The sequence below is a fragment of the Granulosicoccus antarcticus IMCC3135 genome (genome assembly GCF_002215215.1).
Lineage (GTDB): Bacteria > Pseudomonadota > Gammaproteobacteria > Granulosicoccales > Granulosicoccaceae > Granulosicoccus > Granulosicoccus antarcticus.
Genome location: NZ_CP018632.1, coordinates 4,942,111 through 4,968,140, shown reverse-complemented (window position 1 = coordinate 4,968,140; position 26,030 = coordinate 4,942,111). Strand labels below are relative to the sequence as shown.

The 26,030-nt window shown below is 53.9% G+C and carries 26 protein-coding genes and 4 tRNA genes; 24 read left to right on the top strand and 6 right to left on the bottom strand.

What is annotated here, in order from left to right:
• Window positions 1-29 precede the first annotated feature (29 nt).
• Window positions 30-917 carry a GTPase Era gene (era, locus tag IMCC3135_RS21625; RefSeq protein WP_088919484.1) on the top strand — a complete coding sequence of 296 codons (888 nt, stop codon included), beginning with the start codon at window positions 30-32 and terminating at the stop codon, window positions 915-917.
• A gap of 5 nt (window positions 918-922) precedes the next feature.
• Window positions 923-1,768, top strand: a complete 846-nt coding sequence (recO, locus tag IMCC3135_RS21620) for a DNA repair protein RecO (RefSeq protein ID WP_088919483.1) — start codon at window positions 923-925, stop codon at window positions 1,766-1,768.
• Window positions 1,769-1,801: 33 nt separating this feature from the next.
• Here the strand turns inward: recO and IMCC3135_RS21615 are convergent, their stop codons facing one another.
• A complete protein-coding gene (locus IMCC3135_RS21615) occupies window positions 1,802-2,701 on the bottom strand; it encodes an EamA family transporter (RefSeq protein WP_088919482.1) in 900 nt (299 codons plus the stop codon).
• 57 nt (window positions 2,702-2,758) lie between these two features.
• On the opposite strand from IMCC3135_RS21615, the gene IMCC3135_RS21610 reads away from it, so the two are divergent.
• On the top strand, window positions 2,759-3,604 hold the full coding sequence (locus tag IMCC3135_RS21610) for a ferritin-like domain-containing protein (RefSeq protein ID WP_236994630.1): 846 nt from the start codon (window positions 2,759-2,761) through the stop codon (window positions 3,602-3,604).
• 49 nt (window positions 3,605-3,653) lie between these two features.
• Here IMCC3135_RS21610 and IMCC3135_RS21605 read toward each other — a convergent pair whose 3' ends face one another.
• The 3 genes from IMCC3135_RS21605 to IMCC3135_RS21595 all read right to left on the bottom strand — a co-directional run bounded on the left by IMCC3135_RS21605 (window position 3,654) and on the right by IMCC3135_RS21595 (window position 5,846).
• Window positions 3,654-4,376, bottom strand: coding sequence for a UDP-2,3-diacylglucosamine diphosphatase (locus IMCC3135_RS21605; RefSeq protein WP_088919480.1), 723 nt, complete (start codon window positions 4,374-4,376; stop codon window positions 3,654-3,656).
• Between the two features lie 33 nt (window positions 4,377-4,409).
• On the bottom strand, window positions 4,410-4,910 hold the full coding sequence (locus tag IMCC3135_RS21600) for a peptidylprolyl isomerase (protein WP_088919479.1): 501 nt from the start codon (window positions 4,908-4,910) through the stop codon (window positions 4,410-4,412).
• Window positions 4,911-5,015: 105 nt separating this feature from the next.
• The gene (locus IMCC3135_RS21595) at window positions 5,016-5,846 is read right to left on the bottom strand and encodes a peptidylprolyl isomerase (protein WP_088922003.1); all 831 of its coding nucleotides are present in this window, start codon (window positions 5,844-5,846) and stop codon (window positions 5,016-5,018) included.
• 138 nt (window positions 5,847-5,984) lie between these two features.
• Between IMCC3135_RS21595 and cysS the strand changes: the two genes are divergently transcribed.
• The 3 genes from cysS to IMCC3135_RS21580 are packed head-to-tail and all read left to right on the top strand — an operon-like array spanning window position 5,985 to window position 8,517.
• Window positions 5,985-7,403: a cysteine--tRNA ligase gene (gene cysS / locus IMCC3135_RS21590; RefSeq protein WP_088919478.1), complete on the top strand. Its 1,419-nt coding sequence runs from the start codon at window positions 5,985-5,987 to the stop codon at window positions 7,401-7,403.
• Between the two features lie 11 nt (window positions 7,404-7,414).
• Entirely contained in the window at window positions 7,415-8,041 is a 627-nt protein-coding gene (gene nusB, locus IMCC3135_RS21585; RefSeq protein WP_205737664.1) for a transcription antitermination factor NusB, read from the top strand.
• Window positions 8,038-8,517: a phosphatidylglycerophosphatase A family protein gene (locus tag IMCC3135_RS21580; RefSeq protein WP_205737663.1), complete on the top strand. Its 480-nt coding sequence runs from the start codon at window positions 8,038-8,040 to the stop codon at window positions 8,515-8,517. Before nusB ends, IMCC3135_RS21580 begins: the two co-directional genes overlap by 4 nt.
• A 3-nt stretch (window positions 8,518-8,520) precedes the next feature.
• On the opposite strand, the gene IMCC3135_RS21575 is transcribed toward IMCC3135_RS21580, so the two are convergent.
• Window positions 8,521-9,102, bottom strand: coding sequence for a Maf family protein (locus IMCC3135_RS21575; RefSeq protein ID WP_088919477.1), 582 nt, complete (start codon window positions 9,100-9,102; stop codon window positions 8,521-8,523).
• Between the two features lie 32 nt (window positions 9,103-9,134).
• Between IMCC3135_RS21575 and IMCC3135_RS21570 the strand changes: the two genes are divergently transcribed.
• From IMCC3135_RS21570 to IMCC3135_RS21495, 16 genes are all read left to right on the top strand, one after another.
• Window positions 9,135-9,653 carry a YceD family protein gene (locus IMCC3135_RS21570; protein ID WP_157736169.1) on the top strand — a complete coding sequence of 173 codons (519 nt, stop codon included), beginning with the start codon at window positions 9,135-9,137 and terminating at the stop codon, window positions 9,651-9,653.
• A 22-nt stretch (window positions 9,654-9,675) separates the two neighbouring features.
• On the top strand, window positions 9,676-9,873 hold the full coding sequence (gene rpmF / locus IMCC3135_RS21565; protein WP_088919475.1) for a 50S ribosomal protein L32: 198 nt from the start codon (window positions 9,676-9,678) through the stop codon (window positions 9,871-9,873).
• 82 nt (window positions 9,874-9,955) lie between these two features.
• The gene (plsX, locus tag IMCC3135_RS21560; protein WP_088919474.1) at window positions 9,956-10,963 is read left to right on the top strand and encodes a phosphate acyltransferase PlsX; all 1,008 of its coding nucleotides are present in this window, start codon (window positions 9,956-9,958) and stop codon (window positions 10,961-10,963) included.
• Between the two features lie 88 nt (window positions 10,964-11,051).
• Entirely contained in the window at window positions 11,052-12,023 is a 972-nt protein-coding gene (locus IMCC3135_RS21555) for a beta-ketoacyl-ACP synthase III (protein ID WP_088919473.1), read from the top strand.
• Window positions 12,024-12,031: 8 nt separating this feature from the next.
• Window positions 12,032-12,679: a response regulator gene (locus tag IMCC3135_RS21550; protein ID WP_088919472.1), complete on the top strand. Its 648-nt coding sequence runs from the start codon at window positions 12,032-12,034 to the stop codon at window positions 12,677-12,679.
• A gap of 44 nt (window positions 12,680-12,723) precedes the next feature.
• Entirely contained in the window at window positions 12,724-14,541 is a 1,818-nt protein-coding gene (gene uvrC, locus IMCC3135_RS21545; protein WP_088922000.1) for an excinuclease ABC subunit UvrC, read from the top strand.
• Between the two features lie 21 nt (window positions 14,542-14,562).
• Window positions 14,563-15,123 carry a CDP-diacylglycerol--glycerol-3-phosphate 3-phosphatidyltransferase gene (gene pgsA / locus IMCC3135_RS21540; RefSeq protein ID WP_088919471.1) on the top strand — a complete coding sequence of 187 codons (561 nt, stop codon included), beginning with the start codon at window positions 14,563-14,565 and terminating at the stop codon, window positions 15,121-15,123.
• Between the two features lie 68 nt (window positions 15,124-15,191).
• Window positions 15,192-15,267 (top strand) — tRNA-Gly (locus IMCC3135_RS21535).
• A 46-nt stretch (window positions 15,268-15,313) separates the two neighbouring features.
• Window positions 15,314-15,389, top strand: a tRNA-Gly gene (locus tag IMCC3135_RS21530).
• Window positions 15,390-15,428: 39 nt separating this feature from the next.
• Window positions 15,429-15,502 (top strand) — tRNA-Cys (locus IMCC3135_RS21525).
• Between the two features lie 146 nt (window positions 15,503-15,648).
• Window positions 15,649-15,735, top strand: a tRNA-Leu gene (locus IMCC3135_RS21520).
• 168 nt (window positions 15,736-15,903) lie between these two features.
• Complete coding sequence (locus tag IMCC3135_RS21515) at window positions 15,904-17,841, top strand: M35 family metallo-endopeptidase (protein WP_088919470.1); 1,938 nt, start codon at window positions 15,904-15,906, stop codon at window positions 17,839-17,841.
• Window positions 17,838-18,368, top strand: a complete 531-nt coding sequence (locus IMCC3135_RS21510) for a hypothetical protein (RefSeq protein ID WP_088919469.1) — start codon at window positions 17,838-17,840, stop codon at window positions 18,366-18,368. The genes IMCC3135_RS21515 and IMCC3135_RS21510 overlap by 4 nt, the downstream gene beginning before the upstream one ends.
• Window positions 18,369-18,621: 253 nt before the next feature.
• A complete protein-coding gene (locus IMCC3135_RS21505) occupies window positions 18,622-20,511 on the top strand; it encodes an ATP-binding response regulator (protein ID WP_169727506.1) in 1,890 nt (629 codons plus the stop codon).
• 138 nt (window positions 20,512-20,649) lie between these two features.
• Window positions 20,650-21,552 carry an ROK family protein gene (locus tag IMCC3135_RS21500; protein WP_205737662.1) on the top strand — a complete coding sequence of 301 codons (903 nt, stop codon included), beginning with the start codon at window positions 20,650-20,652 and terminating at the stop codon, window positions 21,550-21,552.
• On the top strand, window positions 21,549-22,334 hold the full coding sequence (locus tag IMCC3135_RS21495; protein ID WP_157736167.1) for a copper homeostasis protein CutC: 786 nt from the start codon (window positions 21,549-21,551) through the stop codon (window positions 22,332-22,334). Before IMCC3135_RS21500 ends, IMCC3135_RS21495 begins: the two co-directional genes overlap by 4 nt.
• 100 nt (window positions 22,335-22,434) lie before the next feature.
• Here IMCC3135_RS21495 and IMCC3135_RS21490 read toward each other — a convergent pair whose 3' ends face one another.
• Window positions 22,435-23,595 carry a class I SAM-dependent RNA methyltransferase gene (locus IMCC3135_RS21490; RefSeq protein ID WP_088919465.1) on the bottom strand — a complete coding sequence of 387 codons (1,161 nt, stop codon included), beginning with the start codon at window positions 23,593-23,595 and terminating at the stop codon, window positions 22,435-22,437.
• 134 nt (window positions 23,596-23,729) lie between these two features.
• Between IMCC3135_RS21490 and IMCC3135_RS21485 the strand changes: the two genes are divergently transcribed.
• Window positions 23,730-24,776 (top strand): Gfo/Idh/MocA family protein, encoded by a 1,047-nt coding sequence (locus IMCC3135_RS21485; RefSeq protein WP_205737661.1) that lies wholly within the window; start codon window positions 23,730-23,732, stop codon window positions 24,774-24,776.
• A 114-nt stretch (window positions 24,777-24,890) separates the two neighbouring features.
• Window positions 24,891-26,015: a PA0069 family radical SAM protein gene (locus IMCC3135_RS21480; protein ID WP_088921999.1), complete on the top strand. Its 1,125-nt coding sequence runs from the start codon at window positions 24,891-24,893 to the stop codon at window positions 26,013-26,015.
• The last annotated feature ends 15 nt before the right edge of the window (window positions 26,016-26,030 follow it).

The window sequence follows — 26,030 nt, the reverse complement described above, 5'->3', positions numbered from 1 at the left end:
TAATCTCGCCTTTCAAGGACTATTTTCCAATGACTTACTGCGGCATTGTATCGATCGCTGGCCGGCCGAATGTGGGTAAATCCACTCTGCTGAACCGGCTGATCGGCCAGAAGCTGAGTATCACTGCACACAAGCCGCAAACGACAAGACACAGCATTCTGGGTATCCAGACCGTCGGTGAGCGTCAGGTAGTTTATGTGGATACCCCCGGAATTCACGTGACGGGCAAGCAGCGACTCAACCAAGTATTGAACCGGACGGCATCATCCTCTCTGCATGATGTGGATGTCGTTATTCTGGTACTTCAGGCCATGGTCTGGAATGATGATGACAAGCGCGCCTTCGAGCTTGTCAGCAACTCTGGCGTGCCTTTCTTCATTGCTGTCAACAAGATCGACAATATTCGCAAGAAGGAAGAAATGCTGCCGTATCTGGGCACGCTGCCGACCCATGAGAATTTGCAAGGCGTGGTTCTGATTTCAGCCCGCAAGGGGTCTGGAATAGACTCGCTGGAAGAGCAGATTGGCAAGTTCATACCAGAAGGCCCCTGGCGCTATGGCGAAGATGAGCTGACAGACCGCTCAGCACGTTTTCTGGCCTCTGAAGCGGTACGTGAACAGTTGACGCGACTGCTCTCGGCGGAACTGCCCTATGCCCTGTCGGTAGAGATTGAAACCTTTGAAGAGAGCGCGGATCTGCTGCGCATCGGTGCTGTGATCTGGGTCGACAAGCCAAGTCAGAAGGGCATTGTCATCGGCAAAGGCGGAGCGCAATTGAAAGAGGTCGGTTCACGAGCTCGCGCAACTCTGGAAACCCTGTTTGACAAGAAGGTCTTTCTGGAGTGCTGGGTGCGTGTCAAGGAAGGTTGGGCGGATGATGAAAGAGCTCTGCGCAGTCTGGGTTACGACAATCAGTAACGTCCATGCAAGATGACGGTAGTGTCAGTACCTCGCTGCAACCCGCCTATATATTGCATTACACGCAATGGGCGGAGACCAGCTTCATCGTTGATGCCTTTACGCTGAGTCATGGGCGTATTGGCATGATGGCCAAGAGCGCCCGCTCATCCAAGCCAAGAACCCGGGCGCTTTATCAGCCGTTCAGACCCTTGCTGTTATCCTGGGTTGGCGGTAGTGATATGAGAACTCTGACGGGGATCGAGGAAAGCGGTGCGCCTCTGGAAATGGAGAGCGCCGAGCTGGCCTGCAGCTATTACATCAATGAGCTGATTCTGCGTCTGCTGGGCAAGGACCAGCCACAACAGGCGATATTCGCGCATTATGTGATGGCTCTGATGAACCTGGCAGCCACCGGCCAGCCGGGGCAGGCCTCCATGGAGTCGGTGCTGCGTACCTTCGAGTTGCAATTGCTTGAGGGGCTCGCCGTCTTGCCTGATCTGGCCCGATGTACTCCGGGAGGAAAGCCGATCGAGGCCGATCTTGATTATCACTATCATCCGGCCAATGCGGTTGCAATTCCCATGAATCGATCGCTGGATTCGGATGCGAGTCTTGGAATCCAGAAGGAAAAGCATCGAATGGGGGAGGGAGATAGCAGTAACCCTTCCATTCATGCTGATGGGATGACTCAGGATGCGGGTGTGAAGGTCAGTGGCCGGACGTTGCTGGCGCTGGATAATCTGGAGCTGGATGATCCGGCTGTGCTCAAGGAGGCCAGGCCGCTGATGCGTCAGATTCTGCGAGTCCACCTGGGCGACAAGCCACTGCGAAGTCGTGAGCTATTTGAATCACTGGCGCGGCGCGAATAAGAATTTCAGAGCGGTTTGGGTTAGCCGCACCAATCAATGAGCCTGCAGAATCAGAATGACACTGCAGACGATGGCGGCAACACCGAGCAGCTCACGAGCCGTAATCCGTTCCTTGAAGAAGAGCGTGGTTAGCAGCAGCGTAAAAATGAATTCGATCTGACCCAGTGATTTGACCAGGGCCGGGTTCTGATAGGTCATGGCCGTAAACCAGCCGACAGAGCCCAGTGCGCTGGTCAGGCCGACAAAACTTGCCAGGCCGAGACGTTGGCCGATCGCTGAAAATTGTGAGCGCTCACGCACGTAGGTGTAACTCAGACACATAAGTGACTGTACCGTGACCATGAAAACCAGCGTAATGGCGGCGCTGGACAAGACTGGCATACCCAGGCTCAGACTGGCTTCACGAATCCATAAGGAGGTCAGTGCAAACGCGGTGCCCGACAGCGTGCCCAATATGACCGTCTGTGGTTCCCAGCGTTGGTTCGTGGCTGGCATGCTGACAATGTAAATGCCCAGAAAACCGATGGCAACCGCCAACCAGCCTGAGAAGGCCAGTGGGATACCGAACAGGAACGTGCCGAAGATAGCTGCCTGAACAGCTTCGGTTTTCGCCAGGCTGGTGCCGACGGTGAAGTTTCGAAAACTGAATACTTTGACGAGTAGAAACGTGGCAATGATCTGAGCCAGTGCGGCGGCCAGTGCGAACAGGAGAAACCGGGTATTGCCAAGGGCAGACATGGCCAGCGTAGCAAGCTCGCTACGAGTGATGTAGACCAGATAGATGATGGCAAAGGGAAGCCCGAAAACGTAGCGAATGAGCGTTGAGCTCATGGGGGTGACGCTGTTCGAAAGTTGTTTCTGCCCTGCTGTGCGTACGGCTTGCATCAAGGCTGCCATGACGGTGAAGGCAATCCATGGGCTGAGAAGAGTCATTGGGTCTCGATAGTTGGCTATGATGCAGGAGCGCTTTACATGGTAACCGAGCAAGACATGATCGACGTATTTAGTGAGTCCGAAAAAGTGTTGCTCTGTGTTGACCCGGTCAGCAAGGCGAATGCGAGCATTGATCTCTACCAGCAATGGCAGGATGTGAGCGCTGACGATCAGCAAGCCAGTATGCCTGGCTCAAGCGTCTCGATTATTCGACAGCTCGATGCGCCGGGCCGGCCTGCATTACCGGCGTTGGTAGAGGCGCATCAGTTGGCTCGCCGTGGCCTGGGTTCGCTGGCCGGTCGCATCGCTCTTGTACATTCCTTGGCGCATATCGAATTCAATGCCATCAATCTGGCCGTTGATGCGGTCTATCGCTTTCGCGACATGCCGCTCAGGTATGTCACTGACTGGTTGCGAGTCGCCTCGGACGAAGGCCAGCATTTTCTATTGTTGAATGACAGGCTCGCTGAGCTTGATTCGCATTATGGAGCCTTGCCGGCACATGACGGGCTTTGGGATATGGCGCGTCGTACCGATCATGATGTGCTCGTACGAATGGCGTTGGTGCCACGCATACTCGAAGCACGAGGCTTGGATGTGGCACCACCGATGATCGCCAAGTTGCAGCATTTGAAAGACGAGGAAACTGCCGCGATCCTGCAGCGGATCTATACGGACGAAATCACCCACGTAGAGGTTGGCAACCGCTGGTTTCGATACTTGTGTGAGAGGCAATCGCTGGATGGTACGCAGGTCTTCAGAGATTTACTGAAGGGTGAAAATAGTGCTTATCTGCGCAGTCCCTATAATCGCGAGGCTCGTCTGGAGGCAGGCTTCAATGAACAGGAGCTGGCACTGATCAGGGAAATGGAAGAGGAATACAAGCTGTCAAAAGGGCGTTAGGAGTCGTGAAAGAGGGCGTGAATGATTTCACGATCCTCTTGGCAGCACTTCAGCGGAATGTGTTCAGGGAAAATTCGTGTCCATCCCATTGCACGTACTGGGCACTATCGTCATGCCAGTCACCGACCACCCAACGGGTATCTCCGGGCTGGATGCCGCTATGTACGGCAGGGCGATGCGTGTGACCATGGATCAGGGTATGGCAATTACTGGCCTGCATGTGTTTGGTTACAGCAGCAGCATTGACATCCATGATGACAGCGGATTTAGCGGCACTGGCATCGTGGCTGGCCGCCCGCATTGCTTCAGCATGATCACGCCGCTCATCAACCGATTTTGCAAGAAACTGCTTTTGCCAGCGTGGCTCACGTAGATTGTGCCGGAATCGTTGATAGTCAACATCATCCGTGCACAGGGTGTCGCCATGCATGAGTAGGACAGGTTCATCGCCCAGGGTGATGATCATCTCGTCGTCACGCACCAGGCAGGCACCTGCTGATTCGGCGAAAGCCTCTCCCAGCAGAAAATCACGATTGCCATGCATGACCGTGATGCCGCACCCGGATTCGCGCAGTTGTCTGAATTCTTCCAGCACCTGTGTATAGACAGGCAGGCCAACGTCATCACCGAGCCAGTACTCGAACAGATCGCCGAGAATGTAGAGATGTTGCTTGCCATGGGCTTTTTGCAAGAACCGCATGGCAAGTTCGCTTACGCACTGGTTTTCTGGATCCAGGTGCAGATCGGCGATGAACAGATGGCTTCCAGTCATCAGGCGTAGGCCTTGGTCGTCAGAGTGGTTTGATCAGTCTTCGCTTACGGAGATTGATTCGATGATGACAGCTTCAGCAGGAACATCCTGGTGAGGACCGTTGGAGCCGGTTTGCACGCCAGCTATGGCCGCGATCGTGTCAGTGCCTTCGATAGTCTTGCCGAATACGCAATAACCGAAGCCTGCTTGAGACTCGTCACGGAAGTTGAGGAAGTCGTTGTCAGAAAGGTTGATGAAGAACTGTGAGCTGGCCGAATGCGGATCAGGTGTACGAGCCATGGCGATGCTGCCAGTGTCGTTCTTCAAACCGTTGGCTGCTTCGTTCTTGATGTTCTCGTGTGTGCTCTTCTGGTCCATGTCAGCTGTGAAGCCGCCGCCCTGGATCATGAAGTTGGGGATAACGCGATGGAAGATCGTAGAGGCGTAATGTCCTTCGTCAGCATAGCGCTTGAAGTTGGCACAAGTCTCTGGTGCTGCTGCAGTGTCGAGCTCAAGCACGATGGTGCCCTTGTTGGTCGTAATGGTCGCTTTCATTAAATTTACCGAAGTTCTTTTAGAAACAAGTGCGAAGTGTAGCAGTCTGACAACCGTGCCTGCTCTGGCAGGACGGTTGTATGCAGTTTATGCGTCAGCCGCTGATCAGTTTTGTTCGATGGGTTGCTGCGGGTTGTTATCAGCAACGTTGTCAGCCGCAGGCGTAGCTGCGGGTAGGGGTGTATTTCCAGGTGCCGTTGTAGACTTTGGCAGTTCCTGTTCGGGTGTTGATGAGGTTTTGCCTGATCCGGAAAGATTGTTGTTGTCGGCCTGTGCGGCCGCGGCGGTATCAGATTGCTGGACTCGTGATGCGGACAGAATGATGACAGGTTCAGTCGGCACATCCCGGCTGAAGGGGCCGCCTGCTCCGGTACGCACACGCGAGATGGCATCGACAACGTCCTGGCCTTCCACGACTCGCCCGAATACGGCGTAGCCCCAGCCACGCTGAGTGGTATCGGTATGGTTCAGGTTGGAATTGTCTTCGCTATTGATGAAGAATTGTGACGTGGCGGAATGTGGTGCCGTTGTTCTTGCCATGGCAATGGTGTAGTGCCGATTACGCAAGCCGTTGTAGGCCTCATTGCTGACAGGTGAGCGAGTCGGTTTCTTCTGGTATTTCTGGTTGAAGCCGCCTCCCTGAATCATGAAACCCTCTATGACCCGATGAAACAAGGTGTCGTCATAGAAGCCGCTATCAACATATTCGAGAAAATTCTTGACGGATTGCGGGGCGCGTTTATCATCAAGCTCCAGCACGATGGGCCCCTGAGTGGTGTCCAGCATCACTCTGGTGCCACTGGCGGCAAGTGCCGACTGAGGCGTCAGCAGTGTGGCCAGCAGAGCCAGCAGCGCGGTACTTGCTTGTGGCAGCCGGTTGAGAGCTGTAGAGATTACCTCCGCAAGGGCAGTGGTAACGACGGTGAAAGAGGGCATGCGAATTCCTGTCATTTCGGTATTTACCTGACATCTGCAATTTTAACGGTATTTGTAGCCTCACTCCTGCCAGTAACCATCGGGTAATCTGATAGGCTTCGGCCAAACTTCCCCAATTACCCGCTTCATCCATTCGACATGCTGCAGATCTACAACACACTTAATCGACGCAAGGAGCCTTTCAAGCCATTGAAAGCAGGCCATGTGGGCCTCTACGTGTGTGGAATCACGGTTTACGACGAATGCCATGTGGGTCATGGCCGCGTCATGATTGTTTACGATGTTTTGTTCCGGCATCTCCAGTCAGCAGGTTATCTGGTCAACTATGTGCGCAACATCACGGATGTGGATGACAAGATCATCAAGCGTGCTGCAGAACAGAATGTGACCCCGGGTCAGCTGTCGCAGCGGTATATAGAAAAAATGCACGCTGATGAGCGTGCGCTGAACGTTTTGCCACCCGTGCACGAGCCGCGAGCGACAGAGTCGATAAAGAGCATGGTGCGTATCATCGGCCAGCTGATCGAGTCCGGTCATGCCTATGCGGCCGATAACGGTGATGTTTTCTATTCGGTCAAATCGTTTGCCGAATACGGCAAGCTGTCGGGTCGCAAGGTCGACGAGCTGCGAGCCGGTGAGCGGGTTGCTGTCGACGAATACAAGCGCGACCCTCTAGACTTCGTACTCTGGAAATCATCCAAACCTGGCGAGCCCAGCTGGCCGTCGCCGTGGGGTGATGGGCGCCCCGGATGGCATATCGAATGCTCCGCCATGTCAATGGACCTGTTGGGCGAGGAGTTCGATATTCACGGCGGTGGAGCCGATCTGCAGTTTCCACATCACGAAAACGAGATAGCTCAGAGTGAGGCTCTGACCGGTGGTCGATTTGCCCGTTACTGGATGCACAATGGTCTGGTGCGAATTGGCGATGAAAAGATGTCCAAGTCGCTCAATAACTTCATGACCATCGGGGACGTTCTGGCGCACTATTCGGGTGAGGAGATTCGGACGTTCATTATCGGTAGCCATTACCGCAGTCCGCTCAACTACACCACCGAGGCCCTGTTGGCCGCACGCACGGCACTGCGCAGGTTCTATACGGCGCTACGCGGTCGTCCTGTCGACAGAGAAGCGCTGACCCAGGCGTCAACTGCTGTGGATACAACGGCACTGGATGCTGGTTATCTGGAGCGTTTCGAGGCTGCGATGGACGATGATCTCAACACGCCAGAGGCCCTGGCTGTGCTGCATGAGCTAGCCAACTCGCTCAACAAGGAAGCCGATCTGGAAAGCGCAGTTTCGCGCAAGTTGGCCTCGACGCTGGTCTATCTGGGCGGGCGGCTGGGTGTCCTGGACAAGGATCCAGAGGTTATGCTGCAGGGCGAGGCCAGCGAGGATGGGCCATCGGCTGCACAGATAGACACATTGATCAAAGAACGACAGGCGGCCAGAGCCGCAAAGGATTTTTCCCGTAGCGACCAGATTCGTGACGAACTGGCTGCACAGGGTGTTGTATTGGAAGATGCCGGTGGCAAAACCACCTGGCGCCGCGATTGAGGGCAAAACCCGTGAAAAAGATTCCACAAACAGACGAGGTGTCTTCAGCACCACTTGATCCCGTGATCCCTGGCACCGAAGAGCCTCGCTCGTTGGGTGACATGTTGCGTGAAGCCGAGTTGGAGCAAGAGGCCCGTGCGACTCAGTCCTCTGAGGCTCACGCAACAGAGGCGGAGACGGCTGATAAGCCCAAGCCTGCCAAGAAGGTCAGTCTTTCGCAATCACGGCGCTACGCCCGTGAAAAGGCGCTGCAAGCCCTGTATCAATGGGATGTCAGTGGCGGGCAAAGTTCCGATGTGCGCACGCAGTTCATGGAAAAACAAGACATGGGGCGTGTGGATGTTGAGTATTTCACACGACTTTTCAATGGCGTCAGTCATAACCCTGAGCTTATCGATGCGACGCTATTCGATGCATTGGACCGACCGATTGCCGAGCTGGATCCGATCGAACGCGGTGTGTTGCGTGTTGCGGCCTTTGAACTGACCGAATGTCCGGATATCCCGGCGCGTGTTGTTATCAATGAAGGCATCGAGATCACCAAGCGATATGGCGCCGACAAAGGCCATCGTTACGTCAATGGGGTGCTGGATAAGCTGGCACTTGCCGTTCGACCACTGGAAATGAGAAAACGTTGAGCCTGAAAGCAATCAAGCCTGCAGACCTGTTCGCCGGGCCTGCCAATTTCCTGGCTCTGGGGGCCGGATTGGGCCTCGCACCGCGTGCACCTGGCACTTTCGGGACGCTATTGGGAATCCCGCTGCTGTTTCTCATGCCTCAGTCTCTGCTGGGTTACAGCGTGGCGTTGCTGGTGCTGTTTGCTATCGGGGTCTGGTGCTGCCATGTCTGTGCACAAGCTCTGGGGGTGCATGATCACCCGGGCATCGTCTGGGACGAGGTGGTTGGCTATCTGATTACCATGATGGCCATGCCGCGTACCACCTGGTGGGTGTTGGCCGGGTTTGTGGTGTTCCGCATATTTGATATCAGCAAGCCATGGCCGATCAGCTGGATAGATCGCCAGGTTCACGGTGGTCTTGGAATCATGCTCGATGATGTGTTGGCTGGTCTGTTTTCATTGCTGGTGCTGCAGATTCTGCTGCGTCTGCTTTGATTGTCAGGGCAGTGAGAAGCCGAATGTCCGCAACCCCTTGCACAGGGCAATCAGTGGTAATCCGATCAGTGCGGTCGGATCACTACTGTCGACTGAATCGAATAAACTGATCCCCAGGGACTCCACTTTGAAGCTGCCGGCGCAGTCCAGCGGCAGATCTGCATCGATGTAACGGGTGATTTCTGCCTCGCTCAGCTCTCGCAGGCGGGCTCGGGTGTGGTCCAGAGCGGTAAATTGGTGTCCAGTAGTGGTATCCAGCAGACAAAGTGCCGTGAAGAAGTCGACATATTGACCATTCATTTTATTAATTTGCGCTCGCGCCAGTTCCACGGAGCCGGGTTTTCGCAGACGTTCAAAATTTAATGCTGCAACTTGGTCAGACGCTATTATAATGGCCGGCTCTGACGTCAAACTGCGCGCTGCTGCGGCTTTGGCGCCAGCCAATCGTGTTGCCAGTGCGGCGGGAGGCTCTCCCGGGGTGGCGGTTTCATCGATATCCGGGGAGAGCTGCGAGAACGGCAGCTTCAGTCTTTGCAGAAGTTCTGCCCGATATCGTGATCCTGATGCTAGAACAAGCACTTGCAAACTTTCACTCCTTTCTTTATTATTCGTGGGTTATGGTCAAGGCACTTCCTCAGCGATTCAAACCCGAGTTATTGGCCCGTGAGGGAACACGCTTCGAGCTTGTTTTGCCGCAGAGTCAATTGAAACGGCTCAGCGGCATTCTGGCGTCCAGTAACAATGATGTACAGGTTAGCGCCTTGTTTTCGCGACTCAAGAATCACATAGTGATTAGTGGGCGTCTGGAGACACGGTTTACACTAATCTGTCAGCGTTGTCTGGAGCCGATGGACTTTGATGTTAGTGAGCCGTTCGAACTGATTTTTGTCGACGATGAACTGAAAGCAGAGGAATTACCCAAAGAGTTCGACCCCGTAATACTTGATGATCAAGGGCATATTCATGTTGTCGATTTGTTCGAAGACGAAGTGATTTTGCACGTGCCTGAAGTACCGAAACACAGCGACATGTCAGCATGCAATCAAGGCCCGACAGAATTCGGTGACCTGCCTGTTGAAGTGGAGGAGGGGAAACCCAATCCCTTTGCCGCATTGAAGAAACTGAATTTACATTAACCTCTCTACTGGATAAGAAGTCATGGCCGTTCAAAAGAGCCGCAAGACACCCTCACGTCGCGGCATGCGTCGTTCGCACGATGCACTGAAAAACCCTACTCTCTCTACTGATCCTACTACTGGTGAACTACATCGTCGTCACCACGTGACTGCCGATGGTTTCTATCGTGGTAATCAAGTAGTACAGACTCCTGAAGTATCAGAAGACGACGACGAGTAGATACTGACAAGATGTCCCCTTACTCATCCAGCAGGTCTCTGAAGCAATTTGTGGATGAGTTCAGGACAACTTACTACCACACATGCTGACAGTCGCAATTGACGCCATGAGTGGCGACGGTGGCACGGGTATCATTATCGATGCCGTGCGCACCGTGCTTGGTCAGCGTAGTGATGTTCATCTGGTGCTGGTGGGTGATCCCGACCACATCAATCAACATATCGGCAGTGTTCCTTTGCCGGACGGTCGCTATTCCATTGTGCCTGCCTCCGAGGTAGTTACCATGGATGATAGTGCTGCCGTCGCGCTACGCACCAAGAAAAAATCCTCGATGCGTATTGCCATCAACCTGGTCAAGGAAGGCAAGGCGGATGCTTGCGTCAGTTCGGGCAATACCGGTGCATTGATGGCTATCAGCAAGTTTGTGCTGAAAACAGTCAGTGGTATCGACAGACCCGCTATTGCCGCCATCATCCCGGCGATTGATGGTCATACGCATATGCTCGATCTGGGCGCAAATGTTGATAGTTCGGCCAAAAATCTTTATCAGTTCGCGCTGATGGGTTCGATTCTGGCCCAGGCAGTGGACGGTATTGAGCGACCGCGTGTTGCTCTGCTTAACATCGGCTCGGAAGATATCAAGGGCAATGAACAGGTCAAGCTGGCGGCGCCTTTGCTGGCCAATAGCTCACTGAATTACACCGGCTTCGTTGAAGGCAATGAAATCTATACGGACAAGGTCGATGTCGTGGTCTGTGATGGTTTCGTCGGCAACGTCTCACTGAAAACGAGTGAGGGTGTAGCCCGCATGGTGTCTCACTATTTGAAGGAGGAGTTCAAACGCTCTCTCTGGAACAAGCTGGTGGGATTGCTTGCACGACCCATTCTTCAGGCTTTCGGTAATCGTATCGACCCCAGACGCTATAACGGCGCCAGTCTGTTGGGCTTGCAGGGTGTTGTTGTCAAAAGTCATGGCGGTGCGGATGCGCTGGCTTTTGCTAACGCTATTGATATCGCTCTGCTGGAAATAGGCCACAATCTTCCTTCAATGATTGCGGATCGCTTGGGTGAGACGCTCAACGCGGCCTGATAATTCTGCCCGTGGCGCGGCTGATTGCCAGGCAAGCGCTGCGGCCACTGCTGTCGTATGACGGCTCTAGGCAATAAGCACCGATAACATGACACATTTCTCGCGTATCGTTGGGACCGGCGGTTACCTGCCAGATCGTGTGGTAACCAATGCCGAACTGGAAAAAACCGTCGATACCAGCGATGCCTGGATTCGGGAGCGGACGGGTATTACGCAAAGGCATATTGCGGCAGAAGGCGAGTTCACGGTGGATCTGGCTGAAAAAGCCGCCCGACGTGCCATCGAAGCCTCGGGAATTCAGTGTTCGGACATTGATCTGATCATTGTCGCCACTACCACGGCAGATCAGGTATTTCCCAGTACAGCCTGCCTGTTGCAGAGTCGACTGGGAATCCATGGTTGCCCGGCATTCGACATCCAGGCCGTCTGTACCGGTTTTGTCTACGCTCTATCTGTCGCTGATCAGTTCATGCGCACCGGTAGTGTGAAGACTGCCTTGGTGATTGGAGCTGAGACGTTCTCCCGTATTATTGACTGGACCGATCGGAACACCTGTGTCTTGTTCGGCGATGGTGCCGGAGCAGTCATTCTCAAGCGTGACAATTCGCCGGGAATACTGTCCACGCATCTGCATGCTGATGGGGATTTTGCCTCATTGCTGCAAGTGCCAAAGGGGGTCTCCAACAATCTGTCGGCGGTGCAGTCTGGTACTGCCTATGTTGAAATGGCCGGAAGTGAAGTATTTCGCATGGCCGTCAAGACTCTGGGGCGAATTGTGGACGAGACGCTGGAGGCCAATCAAATGGAAAAAACGGATATAGATTGGCTGGTTCCTCACCAGGCTAATCACCGCATTATTGCGGCAACAGCTAAAAAGTTGGGAATGCCCATGGAAAAGGTGGTGCAAACAGTCGCGTGGCATGGTAATACTTCAGCTGCGTCGATCCCCTTGGCGCTTGATGTTGCTGTACGCGATGGACGGATCAATCGCGGTGACACTATACTCATGGAAGGATTTGGCGGAGGATTTACCTGGGGCTCTGCACTGGTGAACTGGTAGAAAACCATATGAATGGGCATCTGAAGGTATTGGTGGTCGATGATCACGAACTCGTCCGTGCCGGCATGCGTCGCTTGTTGGAAGAGAACCCTCAGATAGGTTTCATCTTTGAAGCCAATTCGGGAGAAGAAGCACTGGAGATGGCGGCCACACAGCCCTTTGATCTGGTACTGATGGATATCAGTCTGCCCGGTATCAATGGCCTGGAGGCGTCTGACAAACTGTTGAGTCTGGCTCCGGACAGTCGCATCATCATGGTGACCGGCAAGCTGGAAGGGGGTCATATCCGCAAGTTGTTGAATGCCGGAGTACGGGGCTATATCACCAAAGGCAGTAGCTCGGATGAAATGGACAAGGCGATGCGGATTGTCATGGATGGCGAGCAATATCTGTCGCCCGATGTTGCCCAGCAAGTCGCTATGGATGTCATCAATGGTGATAATCAGAACCCCTTTGACAAGCTGACCAGTCGGGAATCAGAAATCATCACGCTTCTGCTTCGTGGCCATCGCAATCGTCAAATCTCAAGCAACCTGCATATCAGCGAAAAAACGGTGAGCACTCACCGGACTCGTGCGTTTGAAAAATTGCAGGTCAAGACCACCGCAGAACTGGTTCGACTGGCCATTCGCTTTGATTTGTGGAACGAAGACTGAACACTGACAAGGATCCACTTCCGGCCTTCGATGCCGCCTCTTTCATGCGCACAGTGACTACGCGTCCTGGTGTCTATCGCATGTACAACGAGCAAGGCGATATCATTTACGTTGGCAAGGCCAGCAATCTGAAGAATCGTCTGGGGAGCTATTTCCAGAAGACGCTGGACAATCGCAAAACACAGGCTCTGGTGTCTCAGATCGTCACGGTGCAGACCACGGTTACCGATAGTGCGGCTGATGCCTTGTTGCTTGAACACAATCTGATCAAAGAGCATCGTCCGCGCTATAACGTTGTGCTGCGTGATGACAAAAGTTATCCCTATATCTTCATATCCACCCGCGATGACTATCCGCGGCTCAGCTATCAACGTGGGGCTCGCAAGGTGCCGGGCAAGTACATTGGCCCTTATCCCAGCGCCGGCTCTGTCAAACGCTCTCTGGGGCTCGTACAGAAACTGTTTCGGGTACGTCAGTGTGAAGACAGTTATTTTCGCAATCGCTCCAGACCCTGTCTGCAATATCAGATCAAGCGTTGCACCGCGCCTTGTGTGAGCCGGATCTCTCCCGAGGAATATCGGCAGGATGTTGATATGACCGTGCGGGTGCTGGAAGGCAAGTCCATGGATGTGGTCAATGATCTGGTGCAGCGTATGGAAGCTGCCAGTGAAGCTCTGGATTTCGAATCAGCAGCGCGTCTGCGCGATCAGATTGGCAGTTTGAAAGCCGTCAGCGATTTGTCGACAACGTTGCGCGATGGCAGTAACACCGACTATGTGGCTGCGGTAACCCAGGGAGGGCAAAGCTGTGTGCAGGTGTTTTTCGTGCGTAATGGCATCAACCTGGGCAACAAGGCGTTCTACCCGGCCTCTCCTGCGGGCAGTACTAGCGGTGAGATTCTCAATGCATTCATGGCGCAGTTCTATCTGGAGCACGATCTGCCTCGTGAAATCGTCTGTAGTGAGCAGGTCGAGGATGCTGATTTGTTTGCGGAGGTATTCTCCAAGCGCCTGGGGTCAAGTGTGGGCGTGGTTCACAGTGTGCGCGGCGAGCGTGCGAAGTTGCAGGCTCTGGCGCTGACCAACGCAGAGGTAGGTCTGGCGACACGACTTGCATCTCGCTCAGGGATGGCTGCCAGACTGGAGGCTGTACGAGCACTGGTGGAGCTGGATGAGGCGCCGAGCCGCATGGAATGCTTCGATATCTCGCATACCATGGGGGAGGCGACAGTGGCTTCGTGTGTGGTATTCAATGCCGAGGGTGCGCTGAAGAGCGACTACCGGCGTTTCAATATCGAAGACATCACGCCTGGCGATGATTACGCGGCAATGCGTCAAGCTTTGACGCGCCGATACACGCGAATGATCAAGGAAGGGCGTGAGCTGCCCGATATCCTTTTCATCGATGGTGGCAAGGGGCAGATAGGCGTTGCAATCGAAGTATTGGCTGAGCTGCAGGTAGACAGTGTTCAGGTTGTGGGTGTCTCGAAGGGGCCGGATCGAAGACCTGGTGATGAAACCCTGATTCTGTGTCGTGATGAGCAGCATGGTGGGCGCACCGAGAGACAATTGACGACAGACTCACCGGCGCTACTGCTGATTCAGCAAATTCGTGATGAGGCTCATCGTTTTGCCATTGCCGGACACCGGGCCAGACGTGCAAAGAAGCGCCAGCGTTCTATTCTGGAAGACATAAAAGGCCTGGGCCCGAAGCGCAGGAAGCAATTGTTAACACATTTTGGTGGTCTGCAACGGTTGCAGAAAGCCGGCATAGAAGATATATCTGCGGTCCCCGGAATCAGCGTAGACCTGGCCGCTAGAGTGTACGATGAGCTGCATCCCACCCGTGTATCAAAGGGTTGATCCCTGAATGAAGATTAAAAAATGAAACAGAATCTGCCAACGTGGCTGACGCTGCTTAGAATTGCATTATTGCCAGTAATTGTCGTGATTTTCTATCTGGACGCGCCATGGGCCCGCCCAGTAAGCTGCATCATCTTCGTTCTGGCTGGAATCACTGACTGGCTGGACGGATACCTGGCTCGCCTGTGGGGTGTAGAGAGCCGGTTCGGAGCCTTCCTCGATCCGGTGGCTGACAAGCTCATGGTCGCCACTGTGTTGATCCTGATTGTCGAGTTTGATAACAGTCCGTGGCTGACCATCCCGGCTATTGTCATCATCGGTCGGGAGATCACCATCAGCGCTCTGCGAGAATGGATGGCCGGAATGGGGCAACGAGGTAAAGTGGCAGTAGGGTGGATAGGCAAAGTCAAAACGACAGCCCAGATCACCTCATTGTCCATGTTGTTGTACCTGCATGACCTGTTCGGTTTGCCAATCTACAAGATGGGCATGGCGGCTCTTTATGTGGCCACGGTGTTGACGATCTGGTCGATGGTCGGTTACATGAACGCCGCTTTTAGTGATTCTTCGACAGAAGAATAAAAAAGGCAAAAATTTTCGTCGAGACGCTTGACAGCATGATCGATCGATAACATAATAGGCGGATCGGTGCGGGAATAGCTCAGTTGGTAGAGCGCAACCTTGCCAAGGTTGAGGTCGCCAGTTCGAACCTGGTTTCCCGCTCCAATTATTTTTTGGCAATTTAGTTTTTTGTAGTAAAATCACGATCGGTGCGGGAATAGCTCAGTTGGTAGAGCGCAACCTTGCCAAGGTTGAGGTCGCCAGTTCGAACCTGGTTTCCCGCTCCATTTCTGGTCTGATTTTAGCTTGTATTTTGTACGACACTCGGCTGAGTGGCAGAGTGGCTATGCACCGGATTGCAAATCCGTTTACCTCGGTTCGACTCCGGGCTCAGCCTCCATTGTTACGCGGTAAGCACTTTTATCCGCGTGATTTGTGTCGATACGTGCCACTCGTATTACGTCACATGTAGACTCGGTGTTATCTCGAGTAAGGCCCTGCCAATAATCGCGCTACCACGGCAGAGGTTTGTATCTCCCCTGAAATGCCCGGGTGGCGAAATTGGTAGACGCAAGAGACTTAAAATCTCTCGACCGTAAGGTCGTGCCGGTTCAAGTCCGGCCCCGGGCACCATCATCCACTTGCATACTGAAAACCTGATCACCCGTTATTGGTGGCGTGCGGTTGCTGTGGTGTACATTTCCTGATTGTGTGAATCGAACCTGTCGATAGACAGCTGCTCGCGGTGCTTGAGGCACCGGTTACTGGCTATACTGCGAGCGATGTTCATGGAGATTCCGGATGCGCTTTCGCATAACCCGCTTTGCTGCCGTTTTATTGTGCTGCCTCTCGTCGATGGCCGTGCACGCAGGTCCGTTGCGGCTTGTTCTTGAGCCAGGCAGCGCGGCCGGCAGTGTGGCAGTCTCTCTGACCAATACAGGCAGCAGTACGCTATCAGTATTGCGTTGGGATACACCATTCGAAGATGCCTTGTCCAGCGACGTCTTTCGGGTAGAACGCTATAGCAAGGACTGGCCGCTGGTTGAGCAAGCCGCTTATATAGGTCGTTCAGTCAAGCGTGGCGTACCGACGACTGATGAGTATCTGGTTCTGGCACCGGGCGAGACTGCCAGCCGTACCGTCAAACTGAATGACTATTACCGTATTGACAAAGCAGATGGACGCAGCGTGAGTTTTGCTGGCCAGTTGCGGTATAGCGTCGAGAGCTCATCCTCAAAGAGTACTTCGGTGCGTAAGGCGCCGGAGCCTGAGCTGCTGAGTGTTGATACCCTGAAATCCAACAGTGTGGCTGTGAACATGGCTCCTGCAGTGTCGCTGCGTGCGCTGACGCCGGCCTATGAAAGCTGTTCAGTGCAGGAGCAGGCCGATATATTTGCGGCCACAGAGCTGGCGCAGGAGTACGTGAACACCGCTATTGCGGATCTTGAGAGTCTGGCCAGCGATGAGCGCTCCGGTTCACCGCGATACGTTACCTGGTTCGGTGAGTATGAGGAGGCGCGCTTTACTCGAGTGTTGTCTAATTTCCAGTCAATCGGCACGGCACTGGCAGACGAACAGATTCAGTATGACTGCAGCTGCGATGAGCGAAATACGTATGCCTATGTGTTTCCGAGCAGGCCGTATGAGATCTATCTCTGTCCATCGTTCCGTTCGGCAAGTCTGAGTGGTACAGATTCACGCGCGGGCACCATCGTTCATGAACTGTCGCATTTCACCGTACTTGCTGATACCGACGATAACGTCTACTCGCAGCGGGGCGCGCAAAGTCTGGCCACGACAGATCCGGAGAAAGCCATTGCCAATGCCGATAGCCATGAATATTTTGCAGAAAATACTCCTGAACTGGAAATTCTCGGTACCACGAATCCTACGCAGCCCTTGCAGCACACGACGTTGACGCTGGATACCTCGCTCAGTGGAACGGTGGGCAGCGATGACTTCATTACCTACCAGGTGAGCGGTGCTCAGAAGATCACTTTGACCTCAATCTCTGGCGATGCCGATCTGTATGTTTACACGGATGAGGCACTGAGTGCAGAGAGCTGTAATTCGATCAATGCAAATGCGGTCGATATCTGTGAGAATTTTGTGGAAGGTACCGTGTATATCCGGGTTTTCGGGTTTACCTCGGCCAGCTTCACGCTGGAAGCCAGCTCCCCGGAGCCCGTCGCGCCAGCAGCAGTAACTCTGGAACTGGATAGCGCCTTGGCAGGCGCATTGGAAGAGAATGCGCGAGACGTCTATCTGGTAAATGGTGCGCAACTTGTCGAGCTGGAGTCACTCAGTGGTGATGCTGATCTTTATATCTTCGATTCCATAGACTTTGTCGATGCGAACCTGGTCTGCGCATCTGCTTCGATTATTGCCGACTCAACGACGGATAGCTGTGACTTGCCGTTGCCGGACAATACCTACTACGTATTGGTTGTCGGCTCCACGGCCTCCGATTATTCACTGTTGGCAACCTCACAGACAGCAGATCCCATCGCACCACTGCCGGACGATGATGACCCAGCACCGGTTGTCCCTGTCACACCATCAGTACCTGATGCGCCTACAACAACGCCAGCAATTCCGGATGATGATCTGGTTCCATCCGTAACGCCAATAGCATCAAGTAGTAGTAGTGGTATTGGTTCCTTGAATTTCTGGGGACTCGGTGTGCTACTGCTATCGCTTGCCTATCAACGTTCAGTGACGAGAAGGGGGCGGGGATGATGCACTTCAAGACTTTCGCGGTTTTTGCTCTGATGATGGTTCTGGGAGGCAGCGCCTGCAGTGCGAGCGAGCAGATCAACAAGGTTGTTAAAATGCCGGAAGACTCGATGCAAGCGGTGTTGGTTGCAGGTATAGAAGCTGACGATGACAAGGCTGTCAGATCCGAACTCACATTCTATGTCCGCAATAACAGTGACACTGAGATTGATTTACTGATCTGGAATACTCCGCTGGAACGTAATCTGTCAGCAGATGTTTTTACCGTCACACTGGATGGAGAGCCAGTCGCCTATGAGGGGCGAATGGTCAAGAGATCATCACCCTCAGAAGAGGATTATCTGAAAATACCCGCTCATGAGCGGGTCGACGTGCAGATGAATATCGCTGATTATTATGCAATGTCAGCACCCGGTGAGTATGCCGTCAGTTTCACGCCGACGACTATCGATGGTCATGTGCATCTCAATGAACAAACCCTTGTCCAGCTTGAGACAGAGACATTGTCAATACGGATCGAATCGCAATAAATCTGGAAATGGGTTATACATACGACTAGGAGCCTGCACGACAGAAACCCCTCGTAGCTGATTGGTTTCTACCACCCAGGCTCTTGAGGCTGTATTACGAGGAATTATCATGCCTCGACTCACACAGGGTCACCGACATTTGCCAGCGAGACAGTCGACGCATTTGTTGTCAGTTTAGGATTTCAGGGGCCTCATCCGGAAATCTTGTTGCTCCATGACCGGTGTTTGTGCGTATGCAGATCGAGAGAGAGGGATGAGAGGCGAGAGCGGCAACAGGTCATGGATTGCCACAATTGCCTCGTCCTATCGAGACTACCGAACCGTTCCCTTGAATGACTGGGAGCATATGCTGATTCGTGACGTGCTTGTACATAGCAAGTACTACGCAATATCGGTATTTGCGATTCTGGGCGTTGGTATCTATGCCGTAAGGGGGCATGTGCCGACTTTATGGCTTGTCTGGTTTCTGGTCGCCTGTGTCATTGAGGGGGCGATCAAGGTTTACGTCGGTGAAAAGTACAAACGATTGTCTCAGAGTAAGCAATGCGCCCCTTGCTGGCGGCTTGTTTTTGATGCAGGTTCGGTCTATTCAGGTGTCATATACGGACTGGCGAGTCTGGCCGTTTTCTATCCCATGCCTGATCAGAACAGACTATTGTTGATTGGGGCTTTCTGTTCTCTGGTTTGCATATTGTCTGCAGTTACCGTGTTTTTTCCGCCTGTTTCCCGGTTCATGTTGTCAAGTCTGGTAACGCCTATGGTTGTAATGCTTGTCTACAGTGGGGGAAAGGACTTGTGGTTGCTGGCGCTGATCATCGTGATAACAGTGCTCAGTATTGAGTTGCTGGGGCGCCTGACTCAGAACCGTTACCGACACATTGCCCGACTGAACCTTGAAAACAAGGCCCTTGTTGAAAGCTTGTCATTGCAGCAGTCGTTCGCGCAAAAAGCCCAGGCACGTGCCGAACAAGCGGTTATCGACAAGAGCCGCTTTCTGGCAACAGCGAGCCATGATCTGCGACAACCATTACATGCCCTCGGGCTTTTTCATCACGCTTTGCGACAGAAGAGCGAGAATGAGACAAATCAGAAGCTGTTTGAATCCATCGAAAAATCGACGGTGGCCCTCAACAATATGTTCAACAGCCTGCTGGATGTCTCAAGGCTGGATGCCAATGTAGTAAAGCCGGAATATGAGGCAGTCTCTCTGGAATCGATTTTCGAGCTACTCTCGCTAGAGTTCTCGCCGGTGGCCAGTGAGAAAGGCTTGTATTGTGTGTGTGATTACCCGAATGAAATTATCTATACCGATCGCACCTTGTTTGCCCGGATATTGCGAAATCTGATCAGCAATGCCATCAAATTTACCGAGACCGGAGGTGTGTCCATCATTGTCCGCCGTGAAAGCGCGGGTCTGAGCATCCTTGTCAGTGATACCGGGCATGGCATACCCGACTCTGAGCGCCAGAAAGTATTCAGTGAGTTCTATCAGCTGATGGAGGGTGATAGTCAGAGGGCTTCAGGGGTTGGGCTTGGATTATCCATAGTGCACAGACTGAGCGCATTGCTTGATATAGATATCAAGTTGGATGTGGCTAAGGGCGGCGGTACGGAAGTCAGGTTGCTGATGGCGACAGGCGTTGAATCGTGCGATTCATCACCCGAACGTGAATCGAATTCCAGTGATCCTGGTGATAGTCGGGCATTTGAATCTGTGAAAACAGAGGAAAATCTGTTGCGACGTTGCATCGTTTTTATCGATGATGATGTCGCCATACGGGACGCCATGCAAAGCATGCTGACTCAGTGGGGGTGCATCGCTGTGTGTGTGCGTGATGCGGAAGAAGGGCTGCAACGATTGTTCTCTCTTGCCCTTGAGCCGGATGCGGTGGTGTGTGATTTGCATCTGGCAAACGGCTGCAGCGGACTCGATGCGATTCAACTATTGCGTGAAGTCCTGGAGCAGGCTATGCCGGCCATGTTGGTGAGTGGTGCCTCGGGAGCTGATGAATTGCATGAGATTGAAAGAGCCGGCTTTCACTGTCTCACCAAACCGGTTTCTCCAGAGAATCTGAAAGAGGCCATTCTGGACATGCTACGTGAACAGAAAGCCGACGAGGTTGCGACAGTGCCTGTTGCATGACTGATTGCTCGTGCTGCCAGAGCCGGCTATTGATGTGATAGTTTGAAAGGTATTTTCAGTCAAGTCGAACAGTCATTTGAACTCTCATAAAGCCTGCCAAGCGGTACATTTTCATCCCTCATCGATCACGGCATGTTTATGTCGATGAACCTCTGTCTTGATATCGGTGGTTCAAAAATCGTTGCAGCATCTGTCACCGAGTCGGGTCAGATTACGGAACATGCGCGGATGGCAACCCCGGTGGATCATTTTGATGATTTCTGCGCGGCCATAAAGCGCATTTGTCCACCTGATAGCAGCACTCTGGGCGTGTCCATTGCTGGCGTCATTGACCCTCAGACAGGCCAGATCAACAGTGCCAACATACCGTGTATCAGTGGCCACGAACTGGCCCGGGAGCTGGAGCTGATCCTGGGTAGAGGTGTGGTTCTGATCAACGATGCCGATGCGTTTGCTTTGGCTGAAGCCCATCTGGGCAGGGCTCGGCAATACAGCGGTGTGCTGGCTGTCATTCTGGGTACCGGGGTTGGTGGAGCGCTGGTACTGGATGGTCGCCTGCATGTTGGACTAGGCGGGCTTTCTGGCGAATGGGGACATGGGCCCGCCAGTGCCATGCGCACCGGTACCGCCTTGCCTGTTGTGTCGTGCAGTTGTGGTCAGCAAGGCTGTGTGGATACGCTGGGTGGGGCGCGTGGGATTGAACGGTTGCATCATCACTTGCATGGCCGTCATGCCACCAGTCTGGATATCGTGAAAGCCTGGCAGTCCGGTTGCCAAGACTCTGAGCAGGTCATTGACCTATGGCTGGACGTGGTGGGAGGTGCATTGGCCGCCGCGGTCAACCTGATTGGTCCGGCCATTGTGCCCGTTGGCGGTGGGTTGGCTCGTAGTGAAGCATTGATCGAGGCGTTGGACAGGGAGGTCTGTAACCGTTCTTTGATAAATATCCAGTCATCCTTGCTGTATTCCGCGGCTTCTGGTCCCGAACAGGGGCTGTTGGGTGCGGCACTAAGAGTGCGTCAGGTTCTGACCGCCTTGTGAGTACCCTATCTGCTCAGCATCAGCAATCAGCCAGGGCAGAGCTGGAAGTGTGCGTGGATAGTGAGCAGGCACTATCGGTGTGTGAAAAGGCCGGTGTTGAGCGTATCGAACTCTGTGCTGCATTGGCGCTGGGTGGGTTGACTCCGAGTCATGGCTTCATGCAAAGGGCTGCACAGGCGAATTCGCACAAGATGCTCTCTGGCTCTGATGGCCAAGCCGCTCAGGTCTACGCAATGGTTCGTCCCAGGGCGGGAGACTTCTGCTTTAGCAAGGCTGAGGTAGATATCATGTGCGTGGACATCAAAGCGGCGGGTGAGGCGGGCCTTGCTGGTGTTGTTCTGGGAGCTGCAACCACCGCTGGCGCCCTGGATCAGGCCTGCCTGGAACGGTTGTGTGAGGCTGCCGGTTCGATGGGCAAGACCTTGCACCGGGTGATCGATATGCTTGACGATCCGCTACAGGCAATTGATCAGGCCGTCGCTCTGGGGTTTGAGCGCATTCTGACATCCGGTGGTGCCAGGCAGGTGGGTGAAGGGCTGGTGCAACTGGGGCAGATGCAGGCATACGCCGGAAATCGAATCTGCATAATGGCAGGTGCCGGCTTGAGCCCGACATTGGCCGGGCAGATCCGCTCACAAACAGGTATCGGATCCTTTCACTCTTCGTGTACGCGAGTCTCTGGCGAAGAAAGCGATTACGAGGCGTTTGGGTTTGCGCAGGGGCGTGGCCTGGTAGATGAGCAGCTGATTCGCGAATATCAGCGCATTCTGGCTATCTGTTAGTCGTTCTCCAGCCTGCAATAATTATGGTGGAGAACTCGGCTATCAGGTGTAAAGCGCGCTGCCCGGCAAGAAATCGCCGGGCAGCGGATGAACGATGGTTCTAGATGCGCTCAAGGTGCACGAGGGATTCCAGGTGCGCGGTTTGCGGGAACATGTCCAGTGATTCCACGCTCACGACTCGGTAACCAGATTCAGTCAGACGCTTCAGATCTCTGGCCAGCGTTGCAGGGTGGCATGAGACATACAGCAAATGCTTGCAAGGTTCCTCAATCAGGGTATCGATCACGGTGGTGTCGAGGCCAGAGCGAGGTGGGTCGACAATGCACAGACTTTCCTTGATACCCAGCTTTTTCAGGGTTTTCTCGACTTCGGCCTGGTGGAAAGCGACATTTTCCAGCGCCAATTCGTGAGTTTGAGCGCGTGCTGCGTCAATATTCTCGGCCGATACATCGACGCCGACAACTTTGCGGTCCGGGTGAGTCTGCGCTATCAGGTTGGTCCAGTGACCACGGCCACAGTAGAGATCCACGATGTGCTGGCATTCAGATTTTCCCACCAGTTCCAGCAGGCGAGCCGTCAGAACATCGCTGACAGCCGTATTGACCTGCCTGAAGCCCAGTTCGGTGGAATTACGATCATTCACGGCAGACATGGTAACAACGCCGTCTTCAACCGAGATTTCCACTCGACCTTGCAGTGTTTGTGTCAGATCAGTTGATGCCAGGTATTCGTTGATGGCATCTTCGGCAATAACACACTTGTCGATGGCGATTCGTTGATCGCTGCGTCGCCATTTGTAGTGAAACTGTCCAGCGCGGATCTCACCCTGTATACGGTTACGGTAGCCATATTCCTGAGGTGAGGGGGTGATGGTTTTCATGGGCAGATTTTCAAGCAAGCCGATGCGTGCCAGAGTATCTGTCAACTGTTCCTGCTTGGCTGACAACTGCACCGCATAGGGAACATGCTGCCAATCACAGCCGCCACAACGCTCGAAGTACTCGCACGGGGCGCTAATGCGGTCCTTGCTCGGTTCCAGGATCTCAACCACGCTGGCGAGCGCATAGGTTTTCTTGCGCTGTGTGATCTTGATGCGCACACGGTCGCCCGGTACCGTATAGGGGACGAAAATCACCCGTTGCTCTTCGCGCCCAAGACCATCGCCGGCGTTGGTCAATGACTCGATGACAAGCTCGGATTCGCGTGGCACGATCTCGGGACGCTTGTGGCGATACTTGTTCCAGCCGGATTTGTCTTTCATGAATACTCGTTTTGAACGTGCCTGGGCGCAAACGGGAGACCATTTGCAATATCCTCGCAGTATAGGGCAACAGGGCCGCTGATTGAGTCCCTGGCGTCAGGAGCGATGGCGTTGTCGCCGGATAATATGCGAGCATGAGGACAGCATCACGGGAGCATGGCATGGCAGCAGACACCTTGACGGTCGCTTGTATGGGAGCAGGATATTTCAGCCAGTTTCATCATGAAGCCTGGCGTCGCATCGAGTCTGTGTCTCTGATCGCCTGTTGCGATGCGCAACTGGCGCGTGCAGAACAGGTTTGTGAGTCGGCTTACACTGACCTGAATACCATGCTGGCTGACGTATCGCCGGATATTCTGGATATCGTCACACCGCCTGCTACTCATGCTGCGGCTATACGCTGCGCCCTGGCGGCGGGTGTGAGCACCATCATCTGTCAGAAGCCGTTTTGTCTGTCGCTGGCAGAAGCCCGTGAAATCGTGGCTGAGGCCAAGGCTAGTGATGCGTGCCTGATTGTGCACGAGAACTTCCGGTTTCAGCCCTGGTTCCGGGTGGTAGCTGCCGCCATGGAAGCAGGGGAGATTGGCACGGTGCAGCAGGCCACTTTTCGTTTGCGAACCGGAGATGGACAGGGGCCGGAAGCCTATCTGGAAAGGCAGCCGTATTTCCAGACCATGCAGCGCCTGCTTATTCATGAAACCGGGGTGCATTACATCGATACCTTTCAGTATCTGTTCGGCCGGGTGAAATCAGTCTATGCGGATTTGCGACGTCTGAACCCTGTGATTGCCGGTGAGGATGCCGGCTTCATCCTGTTTGACATGGAGGATGGCGTGCGGGCGCTATTCGATGGCAATCGACATCTGGATCATTCCAGTGACAATCCACGTCTCACCTTTGGTGAGGTGCTGTTCGAGGGGACGCGAGGGACACTGAGCATCAAGGGGGACGGACAGGTGCGCAAGCGCTCTCACGGCTACGTGGATGATCAGGTGATCCTGCCTGCGCAGGACTGGCCAGGATTTGCCGGTGATTCGGTACAGGCTTTTCAGCAGCATGTTGTCAATCACTTGCGCACCGGTAGCCGCCTTGAAACGGGGGCCGAAGTTTATCTGTTGACACTGCAGCTCGAAGAGCTGGTCTACCAGTCGGCTGCTCAGGGGCGCAAGCTGCAAGTGTAGGTCAGCCGCTCGAGCAGCGATGATCAGGTGTCATTCATGTACGGCGCTGTAATGAGTAGCAATACTGTTTATAAATATAGTAGTATGGCGAAAAATGCTTCTGACGAGCAGGCCATGTTTGACAGACCAGACAAGCGACGCGGGCGCGGTTCCCAGAGCAATCGCAGTGGACGTTTCGAGACACTCCAGAGAATGGATATCGACGATGGCTGGCGTCGAACTGCACAGCTTTGCACCGATGATGCCTACGCGGAGTCAGCCACCAGTGCGCGTACCCAGTGGCGAGAGGACAGAGCGAAAACAGTTATCACGCGCAATCAGTCTCCGGATGTTCACTTCGATCAGTCGATCAATCCCTATCGGGGTTGTGAGCACGGGTGTGCCTACTGTTTTGCCCGACCATCACACACCTATCTGGGCCACTCGGCAGGGCTTGATTTTGAACGATTGCTCTATGCCAAACTGGATGCAGCAAAACTTTTGAGAGGCGAGCTGGCCAACCCACGCTATCAGTGCAAGCCGATAGCGCTGGGTGTCAATACCGACGCCTATCAGCCACTGGAAAAGCGCCTGGGAATTACCCGGCAGATTCTGGAAGTCTTGCTGGAAACCGAACACCCTGTCTATCTGATTACCAAGTCTGCTCTGATCGAACGGGATATCGATCTGCTTTCACAGCTGGCTGCCAGAAAACTGATCACCGTGTCCATTTCTATAACCACACTGGATAATCAGCTGAGCCATCGACTGGAGCCCAGGGCGGCAGCGCCACACCGCCGGCTACGTACGATGAAGGCGCTGGCCGATGCGGGTATACCCGTCAGGGTATCCGTATCGCCGGTTATTCCGGCTCTGAACGAGCATGAGATAGACGCCATTGTCGCAGCCAGTGCCCAGGCAGGGGCAACCGGTGCCAATGCAATCGTGCTGCGTTTGCCGCACGAACTGGCACAGCTTTTTCCAGAATGGCTGGACGCTCATTATCCCTTGAAGAAAGAGCGAATATTGAAAGCCATCCGATCCTTGCGTGCCGGCAAGCTCAACAACAGCGATTTCAGTTCCCGTTTCTCAGGCGAGGGCCCCAGAGCCGACTTCATCCGCCAGCAATTCGAACTGGCCTGTCGTCGTCATGGACTTGCCACGGGCCGGCCAGTGTTCGCCACCGACACGACGCGATTTGTACATCCACAGCCGCCTGCGGTCGCACCGTTTGCGGGGCAGCAGATCAGTTTGTTTTAAGGGATTTTCTGAGAG